Annotated in this window: 17 protein-coding genes and 1 pseudogene; 14 read left to right on the top strand and 4 right to left on the bottom strand. The window is 61.4% G+C overall.

Annotation, left to right across the window (positions count from 1 at the left end; all coding sequences use genetic code 11):
- The first annotated feature begins 144 nt into the window (after nt 1-144).
- The 9 genes and pseudogenes from QM996_RS29035 to QM996_RS29075 all read left to right on the top strand — a co-directional run bounded on the left by QM996_RS29035 (nt 145) and on the right by QM996_RS29075 (nt 9,731).
- On the top strand, nt 145-1,581 hold the full coding sequence (locus tag QM996_RS29035; protein ID WP_334197312.1) for a pyridoxal phosphate-dependent decarboxylase family protein: 1,437 nt from the start codon (nt 145-147) through the stop codon (nt 1,579-1,581).
- A gap of 107 nt (nt 1,582-1,688) precedes the next feature.
- Nucleotides 1,689-1,922, top strand: a pseudogene (locus QM996_RS29040) (2-keto-3-deoxy-L-rhamnonate aldolase); the annotation flags it as partial.
- A 136-nt stretch (nt 1,923-2,058) separates the two neighbouring features.
- Entirely contained in the window at nt 2,059-3,291 is a 1,233-nt protein-coding gene (pepT, locus tag QM996_RS29045) for a peptidase T (RefSeq protein WP_334197313.1), read from the top strand.
- 57 nt (nt 3,292-3,348) lie between these two features.
- Entirely contained in the window at nt 3,349-4,281 is a 933-nt protein-coding gene (locus QM996_RS29050; RefSeq protein ID WP_334197314.1) for a helix-turn-helix domain-containing protein, read from the top strand.
- A gap of 227 nt (nt 4,282-4,508) precedes the next feature.
- Nucleotides 4,509-5,786, top strand: a complete 1,278-nt coding sequence (locus QM996_RS29055; RefSeq protein ID WP_334197315.1) for an ABC transporter substrate-binding protein — start codon at nt 4,509-4,511, stop codon at nt 5,784-5,786.
- Nucleotides 5,787-5,882: 96 nt separating this feature from the next.
- Complete coding sequence (locus QM996_RS29060; RefSeq protein ID WP_334197316.1) at nt 5,883-6,743, top strand: carbohydrate ABC transporter permease; 861 nt, start codon at nt 5,883-5,885, stop codon at nt 6,741-6,743.
- Nucleotides 6,743-7,564 carry a carbohydrate ABC transporter permease gene (locus QM996_RS29065; RefSeq protein ID WP_334197317.1) on the top strand — a complete coding sequence of 274 codons (822 nt, stop codon included), beginning with the start codon at nt 6,743-6,745 and terminating at the stop codon, nt 7,562-7,564. The genes QM996_RS29060 and QM996_RS29065 overlap by 1 nt, the downstream gene beginning before the upstream one ends.
- Nucleotides 7,565-7,598: 34 nt before the next feature.
- The gene (locus QM996_RS29070) at nt 7,599-8,645 is read left to right on the top strand and encodes an NAD(P)-dependent alcohol dehydrogenase (protein WP_334197318.1); all 1,047 of its coding nucleotides are present in this window, start codon (nt 7,599-7,601) and stop codon (nt 8,643-8,645) included.
- Between the two features lie 3 nt (nt 8,646-8,648).
- A complete protein-coding gene (locus QM996_RS29075; protein WP_334197319.1) occupies nt 8,649-9,731 on the top strand; it encodes an ABC transporter ATP-binding protein in 1,083 nt (360 codons plus the stop codon).
- Nucleotides 9,732-9,741: 10 nt separating this feature from the next.
- On the opposite strand, the gene QM996_RS29080 is transcribed toward QM996_RS29075, so the two are convergent.
- Nucleotides 9,742-10,890 carry a hypothetical protein gene (locus tag QM996_RS29080; protein WP_334197320.1) on the bottom strand — a complete coding sequence of 383 codons (1,149 nt, stop codon included), beginning with the start codon at nt 10,888-10,890 and terminating at the stop codon, nt 9,742-9,744.
- A 563-nt stretch (nt 10,891-11,453) separates the two neighbouring features.
- Between QM996_RS29080 and QM996_RS29085 the strand changes: the two genes are divergently transcribed.
- Complete coding sequence (locus QM996_RS29085; protein WP_334197321.1) at nt 11,454-11,765, top strand: hypothetical protein; 312 nt, start codon at nt 11,454-11,456, stop codon at nt 11,763-11,765.
- A 48-nt stretch (nt 11,766-11,813) separates the two neighbouring features.
- Here the strand turns inward: QM996_RS29085 and QM996_RS29090 are convergent, their stop codons facing one another.
- Nucleotides 11,814-12,038, bottom strand: coding sequence for a hypothetical protein (locus QM996_RS29090; RefSeq protein WP_500270416.1), 225 nt, complete (start codon nt 12,036-12,038; stop codon nt 11,814-11,816).
- Between the two features lie 277 nt (nt 12,039-12,315).
- On the opposite strand from QM996_RS29090, the gene QM996_RS29095 reads away from it, so the two are divergent.
- From QM996_RS29095 to QM996_RS29110, 4 genes are all read left to right on the top strand, one after another.
- The gene (locus QM996_RS29095) at nt 12,316-12,693 is read left to right on the top strand and encodes a hypothetical protein (RefSeq protein WP_334197322.1); all 378 of its coding nucleotides are present in this window, start codon (nt 12,316-12,318) and stop codon (nt 12,691-12,693) included.
- Nucleotides 12,694-12,804: 111 nt separating this feature from the next.
- Nucleotides 12,805-13,479, top strand: a complete 675-nt coding sequence (locus QM996_RS29100) for a response regulator transcription factor (protein WP_334197323.1) — start codon at nt 12,805-12,807, stop codon at nt 13,477-13,479.
- Entirely contained in the window at nt 13,476-14,945 is a 1,470-nt protein-coding gene (locus QM996_RS29105; RefSeq protein WP_334197324.1) for a sensor histidine kinase, read from the top strand. Before QM996_RS29100 ends, QM996_RS29105 begins: the two co-directional genes overlap by 4 nt.
- A 246-nt stretch (nt 14,946-15,191) precedes the next feature.
- Nucleotides 15,192-16,445, top strand: a complete 1,254-nt coding sequence (locus QM996_RS29110; RefSeq protein WP_334197325.1) for an adenylate/guanylate cyclase domain-containing protein — start codon at nt 15,192-15,194, stop codon at nt 16,443-16,445.
- A 55-nt stretch (nt 16,446-16,500) separates the two neighbouring features.
- On the opposite strand, the gene hutC is transcribed toward QM996_RS29110, so the two are convergent.
- Together hutC and QM996_RS29120 are read right to left on the bottom strand one after the other, a co-directional pair.
- Nucleotides 16,501-17,280, bottom strand: coding sequence for a histidine utilization transcriptional repressor HutC (gene hutC, locus QM996_RS29115; RefSeq protein ID WP_500270514.1), 780 nt, complete (start codon nt 17,278-17,280; stop codon nt 16,501-16,503).
- Between the two features lie 142 nt (nt 17,281-17,422).
- On the bottom strand, nt 17,423-17,599 hold the full coding sequence (locus QM996_RS29120; protein WP_500270417.1) for a hypothetical protein: 177 nt from the start codon (nt 17,597-17,599) through the stop codon (nt 17,423-17,425).
- Nucleotides 17,600-17,733 lie beyond the last annotated feature (134 nt).

The raw sequence follows: 17,733 nt of genomic DNA on the forward strand, positions 1-17,733 counted from the left end.
AGCGTGAACTTCAGCCCCTTTGCCTTCACTGTCTCGATCAGGCCGCGCCAGCCGGTGACGTCCTTGCCGAGCAGTGTCCGATTGTAGAGGATGCCGACCGAATCGGAGGCATAGGGCAGACGGGCGGCGAACGGGAGGTAGCAAATGGACCAGAAGAGTTTCAGTGAGTGGTCGCTAAAGGCCGTAAAATGGGGCGCCGACTATCGCGCATCGCTGCGCGACCGGCCGGTGCGCGCAAGGACGGCACCCGGTGCGATTGCCGCGCAGATACCATCGCGGCCGCCGCAAACGGGCGAGGACATGCAGGCGATCTTCGAGGATTTCGAGAAGATCATCCTGCCGGGCATGACCCACTGGCAGCATCCGCGTTTCTTCGCCTATTTCCCGGCGAATGCGGCGCCGGTTTCCGTCGTTGCCGAATATCTCGTGACGGCCATGGCGGCGCAGTGCATGCTCTGGCAGACCTCACCGGCAGCGACCGAACTTGAGACAAAAGTGCTCGACTGGCTGCGCCAGGCAATCGGCCTACCGGAAGGCTACTCCGGCGTGATCCAGGACTCTGCCTCCTCGGCGACACTTTCGGCCGTGCTCGTGATGCGCGAGCGCGCGCTTGGCTGGCAGGGCAACAAGAAGGGGCTGGCAAGCCAGCCGCAGCTTCGCATCTATTCCTCCGATCAGGTGCATACCTCGATAGACCGGGCGATCTGGGTCTCTGGCATTGGCGAGGAAAACCTGGTGCGCATCCCAGCCAAGGGTCCAAGGCGGGCGATGGACTGCCAGGCGCTCGAAGCTGCCATTCTTCGGGACAAGGCGGCGGGCCTGCTGCCGGCCGGCGTAATCGCCTGCACCGGCGGCACCAGCACCGGCGCCTGCGACGATATCACCGAGGTGGTGCGGGTCGCGCACGCCCATGGTCTCTACGTCCATGTCGACGCCGCCTGGGCGGGTGCCGCGATGATCTGCGAGGAATTCCGGCAGCTTTGGGCCGGCGTCGATAAGGCGGATTCGATCGTCTTCAATCCGCACAAATGGCTCGGCGCCCAGTTCGATTGCTCAGCGCATTTCATTCGCAGCCCGGATGACCTGGTCAAGACGCTGGCGATCCATCCGGAATTCCTGAAAACCCACGGCTACGACGGCATCATCAACTATTCCGAATGGACGATCCCGCTCGGCCGGCGCTTCCGCGCGCTGAAACTCTGGTTCCTGTTGCGCTTCCACGGGCTTGAAGGGCTGCAGACGATGATCCGTAACCATGTGCGCTGGTCTGGACAGCTGGCGGAGCGGCTTGCGGGACACAAGGATTTCGAGATCGTGACACAGCCGATATTGTCGCTGTTTTCGTTCCGCCACCGCAATGAAGGGGATCCGGACGCCCACAACGTCGCGCTCGTCAACGCGATCAACGACGACGGCCGCATCTATCTGACGCAGACCCGTGTCGACGGTCGCGTCGCGATCCGCTTCCAGGCGGGTCAATTCGACATGACGGAGGCGGACGCAGAAACCGCTTTCGAAGTCATCATCGAAGTCGCCGCCGCGCTGAGCAAGCATCAGAAGAAGACGGAAGCCAACCGATGAACCGTTCCCGTTTCGTGCGTTTCTCGGCCGGCGATCGAGGCGGGTGCCCTTGCCCGTCTTGCCGATGACGCAAGCGGATGGTCGCCGACCTTTCTCTCGATGACATCCGCCAAGTGCAGGAAGCAGTCGAAGCGGCCTTGCTTCACATCCAGTCGCACGGCAAGGCGGCCGGCATTCTCACTTCCGATCAGGCGCTTGCCCGCCGCTACCTCGAACTCGGCGCGGCCTTTGTCGCCGTCGGCCATAATGTCGGCCTGCTGGTCGGCGCAACCAGCCGTCTGGCTGCAGAGCTCAAAGGGATCAGAGGCGAGACCGATACGACGGTCAGCAAGACCTACTGACCGGCATCGCCTGCGTCGCGCCCCGATGGGGCCGATCCGGTCGCGACCGCCCGCCTGCCTTGGGCGGTCCCGGACTTTCCCTCGTCTCGGTCTGGGGGTATAGCGGTCTGACGCCCACCTTCACTGGATTCCCGCCATGACCGATACCGTTCTCGACCGCTTCCTCCGTTACGTCGTCATTGACACGCAGTCCGACGCCAGGTCGAAGACCCAGCCTTCCACGGAGAAGCAGAAGAACCTCGGTCGCGTGCTTGTCGAGGAACTGCTCGCAATCGGGCTTACCGATGCCCATCTCGACGAAAACGGCTATGTCTACGCCACGATCCCTTCGAATGTGGACAAGCCGGTGCCGGTCATCTGCTGGTGCTCGCACATGGACACCGCGCCCGATTTCACCGGCACGAACGTCAAGCCACAGATCGTCAGCAACTACCAGGGTGGCGATATCCAGCTCAAGGGCGACCCGCAACAGGTGATCCGCGTCAGCGACCATCCGGTCCTGAACGACCAGATCGGCAATGACATCATCACAACAGACGGTACGACACTGCTCGGTGCCGACGACAAGGCTGGCCTTGCCGAAATCGTCACGGCCGCGCAGATCCTCGTCGACAATTCCGACATCAAGCACGGTACGATCAAGCTGCTCTTCACCACCGACGAGGAGATTGGCCGCGGTGTCGACAAGGTCGACCTGAAGAAGCTTGGCGCTGAGTTCTGCTATACGGTCGATGGCGAAACCGCCGGCCATATCGAGGATGAAACCTTCTCCGCCGATGGCGTCGAGATCGTCATCCACGGCGTTGCCATCCATCCGGGCTTTGCCAAGGACAAGATGGAGAACGCCATCAAGATCGCCGGCGCAATCATCAGCCGGCTGCCGCGTGACGTGTCGCCGGAAGGCACGGAAGGCCGCGATGGGTTCGTGCACCCGACGAGTGTCACAGGCTCCATGGACAAGGCCCAGCTCGGTTTCATCGTACGCGATTTCGATGAGGCCGGGCTTGCCCAAAAAGAAGCGATGCTCGAAGCAATCGTCAAGGACGTGATGCGCGCCTACCCCGGCTCCAGCTACAGCTTCGAGGTCAAGGAACAGTATCGCAACATGAAGGCCGTTCTCGACCGCCATCCGGAAATCGTCGAGAACGCGATCGAGGCAATTCGGCGCGCCGGCATGCAGCCTGTACGCGGCAGCATCCGCGGCGGCACCGATGGATCGCGGCTCTCCTTCATGGGCCTGCCTTCGGCCAACCTCTTTGCAGGCGGCCACGCCTTTCACTCGCCGCTCGAGTGGGTCAGCCGGCAGGACATGGAGAGGAGTGTCAAGACGCTCGTCGAACTGGCAAAGATCTGGGCGGAGCGCGCCTAAGGCAAATATTCTGCGAGGGAGACGAGCGATCGGCACGCCACGAACAGGGGCTGGGCAATGAGCACGACGCGAAGCACCAGGCGCGCGCCGGCCAGGCTCGCTTCGCTCGCAGCCAATCCGCCGACGTTCGAGCACATCGTCACCAACGTCAACGAAACGTTTCTCTGGCGTCTCGACGACTATCCCTGGGAGCGGAACGTCTGGAATTTCCATCCGGAGATCGAGATCCATCTGATCCGGAAGGCTTCGGGCCTCGCCTTCGTCGGCGATCACATCGGCCAGTTCGGCCCGGGTTATCTCACGGTCATCGGTAGCAACCTGCCGCATGACTGGGTAACGGCCACCGAACCCGACGAGATTATCGAAGGGCGCGACATCGTCATCCAGTTTCATCCGGATCGCATGCGCGCGATCACCGATGCCCTGCCGGAGTTTGCCGAACTCGAGGCCTTCTTCTCCCGCGCCGAACGCGGTCTGGTTTTTCATGGTGAGACCCGCGCAAAAGGCGCCGAGCTGATCGAGCGCATGGGCGATCTCAAGGGGCTCTCACGCTTCTCGCTGTTCATCCAGCTCCTCGATCTTCTCGTCAACACCGACGAGTTCGAGCTGCTTTCTTCGCCGGAATTCGCACCGGAGTTAGAGGCGCAATCGCTCGACGTGCTGCGCGGCGCACTCGCCTTCATCTACGAAAACATCGCCACCGACATCCACCTTGCCGACCTCGCCAAGCGTGCCGGGATGAGCGAGACGGCGTTTTCCCGCTTCTTCAAGAAGAACACCGGCAATACCTTTACCGACCACGTCAACAAGCTGCGCATCTGGCAGGCCTGCAAGCTGCTTGCCGAAACCGAAATGCCGATCACCGACATCTGCTTCGAGGTCGGCTACCTCAACATCTCCAACTTCAACCGCACCTTCCTGCGTCAGCACAAGATGACGCCATCGGCCTATCGGCGGCTGACGGGGCAACGCCGACCGGCACGCCTCTAGACCGCTTCCGTGACAGCGAAACAATGAATCCTTGCATTTGCTGCACCGCAAATAGATCGATCGAGCCAAAATAGCGCATGAAAATATAGAATCGCCGCATCACGCACGCTAGTTCGACACGTCATAGCGCCTATCATCAGGACCAGCGAAACGGTTCGCTATCGGGAAAACGCGCCGGATCTGAGGAGTTTCCAGCGCGCATCGCAGACCTTGGGGAGGTCCTTCACATGACAAAAGCCAAGACGCTCGTTTCGAGCATCGCCTTCGCATGCCTTCTTTCCACCGGGCTCACGACGCTGGCGGTCGCTGCCGAATGCTCCGGCACGATCAAGGTGCTCGCCCAGCCGCGTGACGGCCTGACGCTGCTCGAAGATTACAAGTCCGAATTCGAGAAGCTCTCCGGCGGCGCATCCTTCGAAATCGATTATCTCAACGAAAACGACCGGCGCGCCAAGACCAAAGCCGACGCCTCGACCATCGGCAAATACAACGTCTATTACATCGACGAAGCCAATGTGGCGCTCTTTGCGTCCGCCGGCTGGGTCGCGCCGCTGATGGACTACTATCCTGCAGAGTACGACTACGCCGATTTTGATCCCGGCCGCCAGAAGGTCGCGACCTATGACGGCAAGGTCTGGTTTGCGCCAATCACCGGCGGCGGCGACCTCATGGTCTATCGCAAGGACCTGCTCGAAGCAGCCGGCATTTCGGCGCCGAAGACGCTCGACGAGTACATCGCGGCCGTAAAGAAGCTCAACCAGCCCGACCAGGGCATCTATGGCACCGCACTTCGCGGCCAGCGTGGCTCGGGTGCCAATGTCTGGCGCTGGATGCCGCTCTTCAAAGGGTTTGGCGGCAACTGGTTCGACGGCAAGACGCCCGTCTTCGATGGCGAGCAGGCCGTCAAGGCGACCGAAACTTATCTCGAACTGTTCAAGTATTCGGCACCGGGCAGCCAGACCGGCGGCTGGGACGAGGCGGTCGGCGCCTTCACTTCGGGACAGGTGGCGATGCTGATCGAATCCACCCCGCTTGTCGGCATGGCGATCGACCCGAAGTCATCGAAGGTCGCCGGCAAGGTCGGCTACCTGCCGCCCCCGGCGCCGCTGACGGGCGGCGGCTATGGCCATGGCCTGGCAATCGGTACCAAGGCCAACAAGGATGAGGCCTCCAAGGCTTGCGCCGGTCTCTTCATCGCCTGGGCGACCTCGAAGGAAAACGAGACGCGCCGGCTCGAAGCCAACCAGTTCAGCGAACTCAACCGCACCAGCATTATGACCAGCCCAAAATTCGCCGAGCTCTATGGTCCCGATCTCGGCCAGGCGCTTGCCGACACCGGCAAGGTCACCGCCGTCAACTTCTGGCAGAGCCCGCAATGGCCTGATCTCGGCGACCGCTGGGGCATCATCCTCGAAGAGCTGATCACCGGCACGCGCACCGACATCAAGGAAGGCCTCGACGAACTCGACGGCTTTGCCAAGGATCTGGTCGCCCGCAGCCAATAAGCCGCTTCCTCCCAAGGGGCCACCGGCCGGCGTAAGTTGCGCCGGTGGCCCCGCACCATAGGGAGCGCCTCGCGCTTAGCCGCAGGACATCATCATATGAAACAGAAAAACAGCCTGCCGGCGGTGTTCCTCACCCCGGCGATCGGGATCCTTGCCGTTCTGGCTCTCGTGCCGACGGCCTATGCGATCTACATATCCTTCCAGAACCGCGAGCTCAGCCGTCCCGATGGCAGCTTCGTCGGCTTCGCGAACTACGTCGACCTCTTCTCGGATCGGCGCTTCATCAACGCGATCGGCGTCTCGCTGACCTGGGAAGCGGTAACAGTCGGCATGACCCTCCTCATCGCCGTCGGCCTCGGCATCCTGCTGTTCGAATGCGTCTCGCCGCGCATGCGCAACCTGCTGGCGCTGTTGTTTCTGGTGCCGGTGATCCTGCCGCGCGTTTCCGCCGCCTTCGTCTGGAAGTTTGCCTTCCATCCGCTCTACGGCATCGCCACCTATCCCTACAAGGCGATAACCGGCGAGCCGCTCGACCTGCTCTCCAATCCGGCGACGGCGCTTGCGACCGTGGCGCTGGTGGACGTGTGGCAATGGGGCCTGTTCTTCGCCGTCATCGTGCTGAAGCTCCTGGAAACCCTGCCACCGCAGCCTTTCGAGGCAGCGCGGCTTGACCATGCCCGCACCTTCGAAATCTATACCTTCATCGCGCTGCCGATGCTGAAGGCGCCGCTGATCTCGCTCGCCTTCGTCAAGATGATCGAGTCGTTGCGCGCCTTCGATCTGATCTATGTCATGACCCGCGGCGGCCCCGGCATCGCGACCGAGACGCTCGACATGTACGCCTTCTCGCAAGGTTTCATCGAGTCCGGCCGCATCTCCTATGCCTCCAGCATGGCTGTTTTGATGATGATCGCTACCTCGATCGCGTTCACCTTCATCTGGAAGAGGGTTCAGTGATGACCGCCCACACCCTTGGCCGCTTCATTGGCCGGCTGATCCTCGGCCTCGCCGCCTTCTCGGCCGTGTTTCCAATTTTCTGGACGACGCTCAACGCCTTCAAGAACCGTGTCGATATCGTCACGCCGACGCCGCTCTTCATCTTCGAGCCGACACTCGACAATTTCGCCTACGTGCTCGGGCGCGAAAGCGTCTTTGCCGGTCTCGTCAATTCGCTGCTGATATCGGGCGCTTCGGTGCTGATCGGCGCGATCCTCGGGCTTCCGGCGGCCTATGCGATCGCGCGCTATCCGAACCGGTGGTCGCGCGACATCCAGTTCTTCGTTCTGTCGCTGCGTTTCCTGCCGCCGGTGGCGATCGCCATTCCCCTGATGGTGATCTGGCTCGACTTCGGATTTTACGACACGCGTCTGTCGATGATCGTTACCTATTCGCTGCTGACGCTCGCGACCATCATCTGGCTGAGCGTCCCGGCCTTTGCCCGCGTGCCGAAGGAGGTCGAGGAGGCCGCGCGCGTCGATGGCTATGGCCCCTATGCGGTCTTCTTCCTGGTCGCGCTGCCGATCGCGCTCCGCTCGCTGATCGGTGCCGTCGCCTTTGCCTTCGTGCTCGTCTGGAACGAGTTCCTGATCGCACTGATGCTGACGACGTCCGACGCCAAGACGCTGCCGATCGTCGCCTCGGAACTGACCCAGCTCGGCCGTGACGTGCCCTGGGGCATCCTCAATGCTTCCGTCGTGCTGCTCTCCATCCCGCCCCTGCTCTTCATCGGGGTTCTCAGCGGCATGCTCAACAGCGCCTTCAAGCGCAAGACCCAATGAAAACCGAGACACGGTGAAAATAAGGAAATCCCACATGCAAGCATTGGTCCTCGAGCAAAAAGGCAAGCTCGCGCTCAGGGAGATCGATCTCCCCCTGGAGCTCGGCCCCGATGACGTCAAGATCGCCATCCACACGGTCGGCGTCTGCGGCAGCGACGTGCATTATTACACCCACGGTGCCATCGGCCCTTATGTGGTGCGCGAGCCGATGGTGCTCGGCCATGAGGCGGCCGGCACCGTCGTCGCCGTCGGCAGCAATGTCGAAACGCTCGAAGTCGGCGATCGGGTCTGCATGGAACCGGGCATTCCCGATCTGGCGTCACGCGCCGCCAAGCTTGGCATCTACAACGTCGATCCGAAGGTGCGCTTTTGGGCGACACCGCCGGTCCATGGCGTACTCGCCCCTTTCGCCGTGCACCCCGCCGCCTTCACCTACAAGCTCCCTGACAACGTCTCCTTTGCCGAAGGCGCCATGGTCGAACCCTTCGCGATCGGCATGCAGGCAGCCGCCCGCGCGCGCATTGCGCCCGGCGATGTCGCCGCTGTCATCGGTTGCGGCCCGATCGGCATCATGGTGGCGCTCGCCGCCCTGGCCGGTGGCTGCAGCCGCGTCTTCATCTCCGATTTCAGCGCCGAGAAACTGGCGATCGCCGCGCAATATCCGGGCATCACCCCGGTCAACATCGCCGAGGGCTCCTTTGCCGATGTGATTGCCACCGAGACCGGCGGCTGGGGTGCCGATGTCGTCTTCGAAGCGAGCGGCAGCGCCAAGGCGTTCTCAGGGATCTTCGATCTGGTCCGACCGGGCGGTGCGATCGTACTGGTCGGCTTGCCGGTGGAAGCCGTGCAATTCGACGTGCCGGGGGCGATCTCGAAGGAGGTCCGCATCGAGACGGTGTTTCGCTACGCCAACATCTTCGATCGGGCTCTGCAACTGATCGCCTCCGGCAAGGTCGACCTGAAACCACTGATCACAGACACGTTCCGGTTCGAAGACAGCATCAAGGCCTTCGAACGCGCCGCCTCGGCGCGGCCGACCGATATCAAGCTGCAGATCCTCATGGACAGCGGGAAGGATTGAGCCATGGCGCATATCGTCTGCTCCAACGTCGACAAGCAATACGGTGCCGTCGACGTCATCAAGGGCTTCAACCTCGATGTGGCCGATCACGAATTCATCGTGTTTCTCGGGCCTTCCGGCTGTGGCAAATCCACGTTGCTGCGCATGATCGCCGGTCTTGAGGACATCTCCGGCGGCACCGTGTCGATCGGAGGCCGGACGGTCAACGACCTGCCGCCGCGCGACCGCGGCGTCGCCATGGTCTTCCAGAACTATGCGCTCTATCCGCATATGACGATCTACGACAATATCGCCTTCGGGCTGAAACGCATGAAGGTGCCGAAGGCGGAGATCGACACGCGCATTCGCGCCGTATCCGCGACACTGGGGCTCGAGCCCTATCTGGCGCGCAAGCCGACCGAGTTGTCGGGCGGTCAACAGCAACGCGTGGCGATCGCTCGCGCCATGATCAAGACGCCGCGGGTCTTCCTCTTCGACGAGCCGCTTTCCAATCTCGATGCCAAGCTCCGCAACCACATGCGCGTCGAGATCGCGCGGCTGCACCAGAAGCTGAAGACCACCACCATTTACGTGACGCACGACCAGCTGGAAGCGATGACGCTTGCCGACCGGATCGTGCTAATGAAAGGCGGCGCGATCGAGCAGGTCGGCACGCCCGCCGAAATCTACGAGCGACCACGCACCCTTTTCGTCGCCGGCTTCATCGGTACGCCGAACATGAACTTCATCGACGTCACCGCCGAGAGGACCGAAGGCGGGTGGTTGCTGCGCAGCGCCGGTGGCAGCTTCTCGATTCCGGATGGAAAATTCGCCCTGCGCCATGGCCAGTCGCTAGTGCTCGGCATCCGGCCGGCCGATCTGAAGATCGCGCAGACGGGGTCCAATCTTATCTCGGGCATCGCCGATCTCGTCGAATTTCACGGCAACGACGCGCTGGTGACCTTCCTCTTTGCCGGCAAGGAAATCGGCGCGCTGGTCAAGGCCAGCGCCTGCCCAAAGCCGGGCGACGCCGTCGCTTTCGCGGTCGAACCCGAAGGGCTGCATCTCTTTGACCGGGAAAGCGGCATCTCCCTGCTGAAATCCTGAGATGTCTCTATCAGCTCGGATTGGCGAACGAGGCGGCCGGGCGCGGACCGGCCGTCATCAGCGTGAAATCGAAGGGCGCTCGGACGTCGGCATCGAGCACATATTGCCGGTGAACCCGAAGGAAATCGCGCTTGATCCTGCGATAGCGCTCCGATGAAAGCATGTGCTTTAACCGGATGAAGACGATCGGCGGCTGGGGTGCATCGTGGTGTCCGGCGAGTGCCACGACCTGGCATCTGTAAAAATTGATCGCATCGGTCAGGCATTGAACGTCGAACCAGAAGATCTCCTTCATACGGGCGATGGCGCCGATCCGTGCCCGCAAGACCTCGGCCGAGCGAAGCAGCGCACATTGCAGAATCGCGCCGCCGAGGGTGACGAAGGTGATGCGTTTTCCCGCGAACAGGCTGGGCTCTCTTTCCACCAAAGTGCCGATGACCTGGGTGGCGATGCTGGAACCCATGCTGTGGGAGCTGATGACATATTCGTCGGCGGGCTCGGCAAGAGCAGCCCGTACGGACGCCAAGCTATCTTCAACCCATTGCTTGAAATAGGGTTTCTCCAGACTGGCGACAGCGACCGCCAGCTCCCAATCGGAAAAAAGGTGCAGCGTGTGCCATCTGTCGGACCAGGGAAGAAGGAGCCGGAAGAAGACCACATATGCGACGATTGCGCTTAAGATCAGAAGCGATGTGTCAAGTCCGAGCCAGTAGGGCGCGGTTGCGATCAGCACGCTCAGAGCAAGGCCGATTGCCACCAGCAGGAACGGAAAGAGGAAGAACAGACCGAAGCGCCACGCATGTTTGAAGTAGGACAAGGCGCCACCTTCCCAGACGACCCGCGCAGCATTCAAATACCCCGAAACCATTCTGTGCAGCGTCGATCGGCCATTCAGGCTTTTGACGATCTCGTCGTGATCGAAGACGTAGACGCGGCTCATCGTTCGCCAATCGGCGCCTTGACTGTCCACATCGAAGTAGCGGCTGGGTCCTTCGATCTGCACCGGTCCCACCTGGACCTTGAAATCGTGAAGGGTGGCAGTCTTCACCGCGGATCGCTTGTAGCGCGCTTGATGTTTGACTGCGTCCAAGGGCTCAAAGCCCGGAAAGTGCAGCACGATTCGTTTCGTGACGTGCCCGGAGGGTCTGTCGAATGACAAGTGGATGATCTTTCAATAGGCGCAAAACGCCCGCTCCTGCTTCCCCGATAGGAAGCGAGAGCGGGCGCTCAGTGAGCGCCGGGTGGTCCCAGCCTGCCGGAGAGGTCAACAATCTCGGTGTCGAGAATATGGCCGAGCGAAACGATCCAACGGTGGGAACAGAATTTTTTTGACGCGATTGGCCAAGGCGCGCCCTCGCCAATGCCAGCGATCTTGCCCCCAAAGCGTCGCCCGGTGCACCGGCCCTTATGTTTCCCTTATTCGCCTGGCCAATCTTCCCAAACGATTTCCTACCTCCGTTCGCGCTAACAGGAGATGGCGAGCAAATGCCGCACGGTGTCATGGCTTCGCCTTCATGGCGCCGCTTTTCGATGGCTTCAGACGCGCCGTTCCGCCCGGAACCCTCGGAGCCCTCGGCACGTTCCATCTTTACAGAAAACGGCCTGGTTTTGGTTGGCGGGTATCCGCCGTAGCCGCGGGTCGCGAAAGCAAAAAAAGAGCGCAGCCTGCGCCACCACCGGCCCTCCCCCGGTTACGCGAGGCGCCTCACAACGAGCAAGACGATGAAATTCACCAACGGGTTCAAACTCACCTCCAAGGCGAGCCGACGCTTGCCGACGGAATACTTCGTGCTCGCAGATGCCGCGTTCGAAGGCGCTGTCATCGGTTACCTTGCCGGCCGCCCCATCCGAGAAGCCGTGACCGATCACGACGGCCTACGCTACCGTTTCGTCGGCGTTGCGCCACGTCTGCCTGGCGGCGGTTTCGACGTACTGGCACTTCGCTCCGGCGAATGGATCGTGTTGCCCGGTCTCGTCTACGCGGCGGATGCGAAAGAGAGTGCCACGCCGAACGAAGCGGACCGCGCCGCCTGACAGCGGCCTACCGGCTTACGGTCCATAGCGCACGATCCAAGGCGTCGCTTAGCTTATTAGCGATTTTCGTCTCCCAGAGTTGAACATTGCGACTATTTGCCGTTGGCAGTTAAGTCTCTCCGCCCGGGCGATGACTTTGGCCTCGATCGCCTCTGCAGTGAATCCACTGGAAATTTCGGCCGGAACGTTGTGGAAGACGTCCGCAAGCATCTGCGCCTCCAGCAGGTTTTCGTTGGCCCTGATCTCGATCAGAACGACGCCAAGCACGCGCAATATCGTTTCTTAAGGCCTGCAACTTTTTTGCATCGTCTTGCCCATCGCCAGCCACCGCATCCTCCGATTCGATCCTGGTCCGATAGCAGCACGCCTACGTCCTGCGCTGTTGCCGCGGATCCCGCAATGTCCCTGTAATCTTGCGCCTTTAGCACCCGGTCTCTCGCTGCACCACTGCGGACTCGCGATCGATCAGAGGAAGCGGCAAGTCAATGAACGACCGCAGGCTTTGTGTGTCCGGGTGGCGCCTGACGCCGCAGGTAAACTGGGATCCATCATGTTCTTCAGCAATGGGCGTCGCGCCCTCGCATGCTTCGCCGCCGCCATTTTCCTGACCGGTTGCGCTTCCGACACGATGAAAACCTACATCGGCCAGCCGGTCGAATCCGTCATCATCGACTACGGCCCGCCGACGAACATTCTCGATCTCGGCTGGAACGAGCGAGCCTATCAATGGCGCAAGATCTCGACGAATGTCGTCTCCGGCACGTCGAGCGGTGAAATCAGAGACACCCGGCGCGGAATGCGCTACGAGGAGTACACGACGCCGGGCTATGTCGAGGAACAGGAATGCTTCTACACTTTCTATGCCCGGATGCAGCAGGGCCGTTGGTACATCACCAATTTCCGCCAGCCGAAGCTGGAATGCGAGTGACGGCTTCAGTCCCTTCCGGCAAGGTACACGGGACCTGTTGTAAGTATTTGAATTTATGAATGTTTTCATTGATTGATCTGCTCAGGAATACCTGTAATCGGGAGAAATTGCATGCGCATCCTGCTGCTGGAAGACGAGCCGGAAATGGCCTCGGCCCTGAAGGCGGCGCTGGAGCGGCGTCAGGTGATCGTCGATCACGTCTCGACGCTGGCCGATGCCGAAGCCGTCGCCGAGCTCTGGCCTTATGACGTCGTCGTGCTCGATCGCCGGTTGCCGGATGGCGAGGGGCTGGACCTCATTCCGAAACTGCGCAACCTCGGGGTCGCAGCGCCCATATTGATGCTGACCGCATTGGGGTCGATCAACGATCGGGTCGCCGGGCTCGATGCCGGCGCCGACGACTATCTTTCCAAGCCGTTTGCCGTTGAAGAACTCATGGCCCGCTTGCGGGCGCTCGCCCGCCGCCCGGTCTCACTGAAAGCTGAGCAAACCAAGGTTGGACGCCTGATCTACGACTTCCGCCACCGCGAAGCGGCCGTCGACGACAAGCCGCTTGATCTCTTGCGCAGAGAGCGCCTTGCGCTCGAAGCCTTGATGCGTCGGCCGGGTCGCACGGTGCTTAGGGCGACGCTCGAAGAATCGGTCTACGCCATGGAAGACGAGATCGGATCCAATGCGCTCGATTCGCATCTGTCGCGCCTGCGTCGAAAGCTCGATGATGTCGGTGCCGGGGTCGAGATCAGGGCCATCCGCAACCTCGGCTATCTCCTGCGCGCAACGACATGACGAAGGCTCGGCCCCGCTCGCTGCAATGGGTGCTCGTGCGCCGCCTCATCCTGCTGCAGGCCGCGACATTGTTTGTCTTTATCGGGCTGCTTTTTCTGGCCATGTTCATCGCCCAGCCGCGCCTTCTCGTCGATGACGAAGCGGCGGTGGACGTTCTCGACCGCGCCGTCGGGCGCGATGCGAGCGGCGCATTGATCGTCCGTGAGACCGAAGACCTTCGTGAGCTGCGCCAGTCCCACCCCAATCTCTGGTTCATCATCCGCGACGATGCCGGTCAGGTTCTGCGACAGGGAAACGTTCCTCCTCCCTATGACGAAAGCGGTGGCGACCTGCTGCGACGCGTGGAGGGCGCGAAGCTGCTTTTCGATGAGGGCGGAACGCTGCCGGACGCGGTCCTTCACAACGCCGACACCGACGCCGGCCGCGTCCAGATCATCGCCTCGACCGTCTCCTCGCGACGCGACAATGGACCGCTGGACGTGCAGATCAGCATCAACGTCGACATGGCGCGCGACCTCGACGGCACGACGACCTGGACCGAGGTCGTTCCGATGATCGCACTGCTTATCCTGTGCTTTCTGCTGCCAATCGTTCTGGTCATGGGCGTGACCACGCTGGTCACGGCGCCGGCGGTCGTTCGGCGTTCCTTGGCGAGCCTCATATCGACGGCTGATCAGGCCGGCCGCATCGATATCGACAATCGAGCGGTCCAACTCGAGACCGAACAGGTACCGGCCGAAATCGCGCCTTTGGTGCGCGCCTTCAACAAGGCACTGGCACGGCTGGGCGAGGGATACGACCAGCGCAACCGTTTCCTCACCGACGCGGCGCACGAATTGCGCACCCCGATTGCGATCCTGAGGACCCGGGCCGAACTTCTCCAGGAGGCTCCGGAAAACACCCGTCTGCGGCTGGATATCGAACGTCTGTCTCACCTCGCCCAACAACTCCTCGATCGACAGGTGCTCGAGCATGCCGGTGGCGCGCTCGAGGTGGTGGACCTCGTTGCCCTCGCAAGAACCATCGCTGCAGACTTTGCGCCTTTAGCGTTCGAAGCCGGCTACGAACTGGCGTTCGAAACCGAGGTGCCGATGGCGCGTGTCAGCGCCAGGCCACGCCAGATCGAACAGGCCCTCGCCAATCTCCTGCGCAATGCCATAGAACATGGCGGCGGCACCGGCACGATCACCGTGCTGGTCAATGCCGAGGGCGGCCTTGAAATCCAGGACGAGGGGCCTGGCATTCCTGTCGAGGAGCGCGAACGCGTTTTCGAACCTTTCTATCGCTTGCGCCCGCGGTCCACCGGTGCCGGCCTGGGGCTCAATCTGGCACGGGAGATCGCCCGCCTGCACGGCGGCCGCATCGATATTCTTGCCGGCCCGTGGCGGGGCGCCCGCGTACGGCTGCAACTGCCGCAGCTCGACGGAGGCCGCTCGGCGCAGCAGTCGACACCGGCATCCGTGTGACCACGGCCCTACGGCGCCGCGCGTCCAACACACGCACAAAGGCCACCGTAGCACTTTGAATTGCTGCATGTTTTTCTTCTGTAGCCAGCGACGATCAAAGGAAACATGCGGTAGTAATCGCCTTTCCTCAAAAGCTTTGCGCCTCCCCCTTATCAAGGCGCCACTGATGCTCCACATTTGCAGCGATACATCGCAAACGTTCGCCGGAAGAGCGGCTGAGCGTTCGACCAGAATGGAGAATTGCAAATGCAGATGTCTTCGCAGGTCCCCTCCCCTTCACTTGAGGAAGGAAACTGGCCGACTCGACGCCGAAGCGTGCTCGACTGGCTGATCATCGAAACGCGCAACGAACGGTTTATCGACAACATCCTCGTTGAAATGTGCGAACGGCTTCAGGCGGCAGGTGTCCCGGTTGCGCGTGCGACGCTGCATTTCCGGATCAATCATCCGCAGTGGCTCGGTGCCCGCATTCTTTGGCGCAAGGGCCTGGCGGAGGCTGAAATCGACCTCTACGACTATGGAACCCAAAACACCGCGCTCTATCTCAACAGCCCGCTCTATGTGATCAACAACGGCGGCACCGAGGTTCGCACGAACCTGGAAGCGCTCGCGGAAGAGCACGCTCAGAACTCGCTTTATGTCGACCTGAAGGCCGAAGGACTGACGGAATATATTGCCTGGCCGCTTGAACACACGCTCGGCAAACGCCACGTCGTGACCTTCACCACCGACCGAAAGGGCGGCTTCGAGGACGAGCACGTCGCTTTTCTCTCGGATCTTCTGCCCGCCTTGGCGCTGGTCAGCGAAATTCGGCTGAAGAACCGGTTCGTGCGCACGCTGCTCGAAACCTATGTCGGCCCGCATGCCAGCGAGCAGATTCTCGCCGGCGCCACGACGCGCGGCAGCGGTGTCACGGTCGGTGCCGCCATCCTGATTTGCGACTTGCGCAATTTCACGAAACTCTCCGATCTTTGGCCGCGTGACGACGTGATCGATCTGCTCAACTCCTATTTCGATGCGATGTCGGAACCGATCGAGCGGCACGGGGGCGAGATCCTCAAATTCATGGGCGATGGCCTGTTGGCAATCTTTCCGCTCAGCAATGCCAATGCCGCCGAAAATCTACTGCAGGCAATCCGTGAGGCGGAAGCGGCAATCGCCCTTCTCAACAAGGACAACCTCGAAAAGGGCCGTGAACCCCTTGGCTACGGGATCGGCGTCCATGTCGGGGATGTCATGTACGGCAATATCGGTTCGCGCCGCAGGCTGGACTTCACGGTGATCGGCCCCGCCGTCAACATCGCCTCGCGGCTGGAGAACCTGACCAAGGAAACAAAGCGGCCCGTGCTTCTGTCTCGGGCGTTCGTGGAACTGGCAGGCTGCGCCTCCAGCATGGAGCATCTGGGTTCCTATCCGGTCAGGGGGATTGGCGAACCGATCGAGGTCTTCGCCTTTTCCGGCAATGGCCCGGCACCGGTTCTGCGCGCGGTCGGAGAATAGTGGTTGTCCGCGGACAACTGGCGGGACGTCAGCAGGATAGAGGAGCGTTAGCCGGCTATCCGATTTGGCTCGGCGCGAACTGGGCAACAAGTTCGTGGCGGTCGCCAGGATAGGTCAACCGCACATGCGTGACCGGCGCACGCCCGCTCCAGGTGCGGCGCTCGATGACCAGGCAGGCAGTGCCGGTCGAAATGTCGAGCGCTTGCGCTGCCATTTTGTTCGCCGCGACGGCGCGAATGCGATGTTCGGCCGTACTCCACGGCACCTTGCCAAGCAGCCATGAACCGGGCGCTGCGGCCTCAAACAACTCCGCTTCCGCCTCCGGCACCGCCGCAAGACTGATCAGGCGTTCTTCGAAACAAAAAGGACGACCGCCAGCAAAGTGCCGGCACGTTACCTCCAGAAGTCTCGCCGATGCCGGAAGATCCAGGCGTTCGACGTCCCGGCCTTCCACCTTGCGGATCTTTCGCTCGTCCAGTCGAAAACTGTAATCGAGACCCAGCGATTGGACCTCGAGCTTGACGTCGTGGATTTCCATGACCGCCGACTGCACCTGGGGAAAGGTGACGTAACTGCCCGACTTGCGACGCCGCTCGATCAAGCCGCGCTTGACCAGTTCGGTCAGCGCCTTGTTCACAGTCATCCGCGAGCAATCATACTGTTCCGTCAGCTCGTGTTCGAATGGGATGCGATGGCCCGGCGGCCATTCGCCGGAGAGGATGCGTCCTTCCACGTCCCCGAGGATACGCTGATGCAAAGACAAGGTCTGCCCTTGAGTGTCGACGGCATCGTCGGGCTGATCGTTCGAAACGGTTCGGTCTTGCTTGGTGTCCATGACACCGAACTTAATCATTTCCCGGCGGCGAAACAGCCCTTCTCTCGCTGTTTCGTGCTTTTCCACCATAGCGACGGATATCCCTGGCGCACTGTTGACAGCTGTCAACATCCGTAGCGCGGCAAGCGCCAATACCTGATGGTCAATAGAGGAGATGCCAGGGCGTCAGAAATGCACGCGCCCATTCCTGATTGCGATCAGACTCTTCGCAGTCAGACTTTTCAACCGGTGCCGGCTCAATCTCTACTCTCGACTGCCGTGTCGCCTTGGGTGGCGGCGGCGCCAGATAGCCAAGGGTCATTCCACCAAGATAGAACATAGCGAACCTTCTCGCGTCTCGTCTCCGATGGACGCAATGGTGACACAATCAGCTCACCTGTCAATAGTCTATAAATTCTATACTCTTTTAGAGCTTCTCACGCCGGCCGGGAAATGGCGCCGCCAGCCCTGACA

The organism is Sinorhizobium chiapasense (assembly GCF_045277575.1).
GTDB classification, from domain to species: Bacteria; Pseudomonadota; Alphaproteobacteria; order Rhizobiales; family Rhizobiaceae; genus Ensifer; species Ensifer chiapasense_A.

Bases quoted from the DNA above. Each gene is read 5' to 3' on its own strand.
- QM996_RS29055 (WP_334197315.1), top strand. From the start codon at position 4,509: ATGACAAAAGCCAAGACGCTCGTTTCGAGCATCGCCTTCGCATGCCTT.
- QM996_RS29065 (WP_334197317.1), top strand. From the start codon at position 6,743: ATGACCGCCCACACCCTTGGCCGCTTCATTGGCCGGCTGATCCTCGGC.
- QM996_RS29035 (WP_334197312.1), top strand. From the start codon at position 145: ATGGACCAGAAGAGTTTCAGTGAGTGGTCGCTAAAGGCCGTAAAATGG.
- QM996_RS29095 (WP_334197322.1), top strand. From the start codon at position 12,316: ATGTTCTTCAGCAATGGGCGTCGCGCCCTCGCATGCTTCGCCGCCGCC.
- QM996_RS29085 (WP_334197321.1), top strand. From the start codon at position 11,454: ATGAAATTCACCAACGGGTTCAAACTCACCTCCAAGGCGAGCCGACGC.
- pepT (WP_334197313.1), top strand. From the start codon at position 2,059: ATGACCGATACCGTTCTCGACCGCTTCCTCCGTTACGTCGTCATTGAC.
- QM996_RS29070 (WP_334197318.1), top strand. From the start codon at position 7,599: ATGCAAGCATTGGTCCTCGAGCAAAAAGGCAAGCTCGCGCTCAGGGAG.
- QM996_RS29110 (WP_334197325.1), top strand. From the start codon at position 15,192: ATGCAGATGTCTTCGCAGGTCCCCTCCCCTTCACTTGAGGAAGGAAAC.
- hutC (WP_500270514.1), bottom strand. From the start codon at position 17,280: ATGGACACCAAGCAAGACCGAACCGTTTCGAACGATCAGCCCGACGAT.
- QM996_RS29105 (WP_334197324.1), top strand. From the start codon at position 13,476: ATGACGAAGGCTCGGCCCCGCTCGCTGCAATGGGTGCTCGTGCGCCGC.
- QM996_RS29120 (WP_500270417.1), bottom strand. From the start codon at position 17,599: ATGTTCTATCTTGGTGGAATGACCCTTGGCTATCTGGCGCCGCCGCCA.
- QM996_RS29060 (WP_334197316.1), top strand. From the start codon at position 5,883: ATGAAACAGAAAAACAGCCTGCCGGCGGTGTTCCTCACCCCGGCGATC.
- QM996_RS29075 (WP_334197319.1), top strand. From the start codon at position 8,649: ATGGCGCATATCGTCTGCTCCAACGTCGACAAGCAATACGGTGCCGTC.
- QM996_RS29050 (WP_334197314.1), top strand. From the start codon at position 3,349: ATGAGCACGACGCGAAGCACCAGGCGCGCGCCGGCCAGGCTCGCTTCG.
- QM996_RS29100 (WP_334197323.1), top strand. From the start codon at position 12,805: ATGCGCATCCTGCTGCTGGAAGACGAGCCGGAAATGGCCTCGGCCCTG.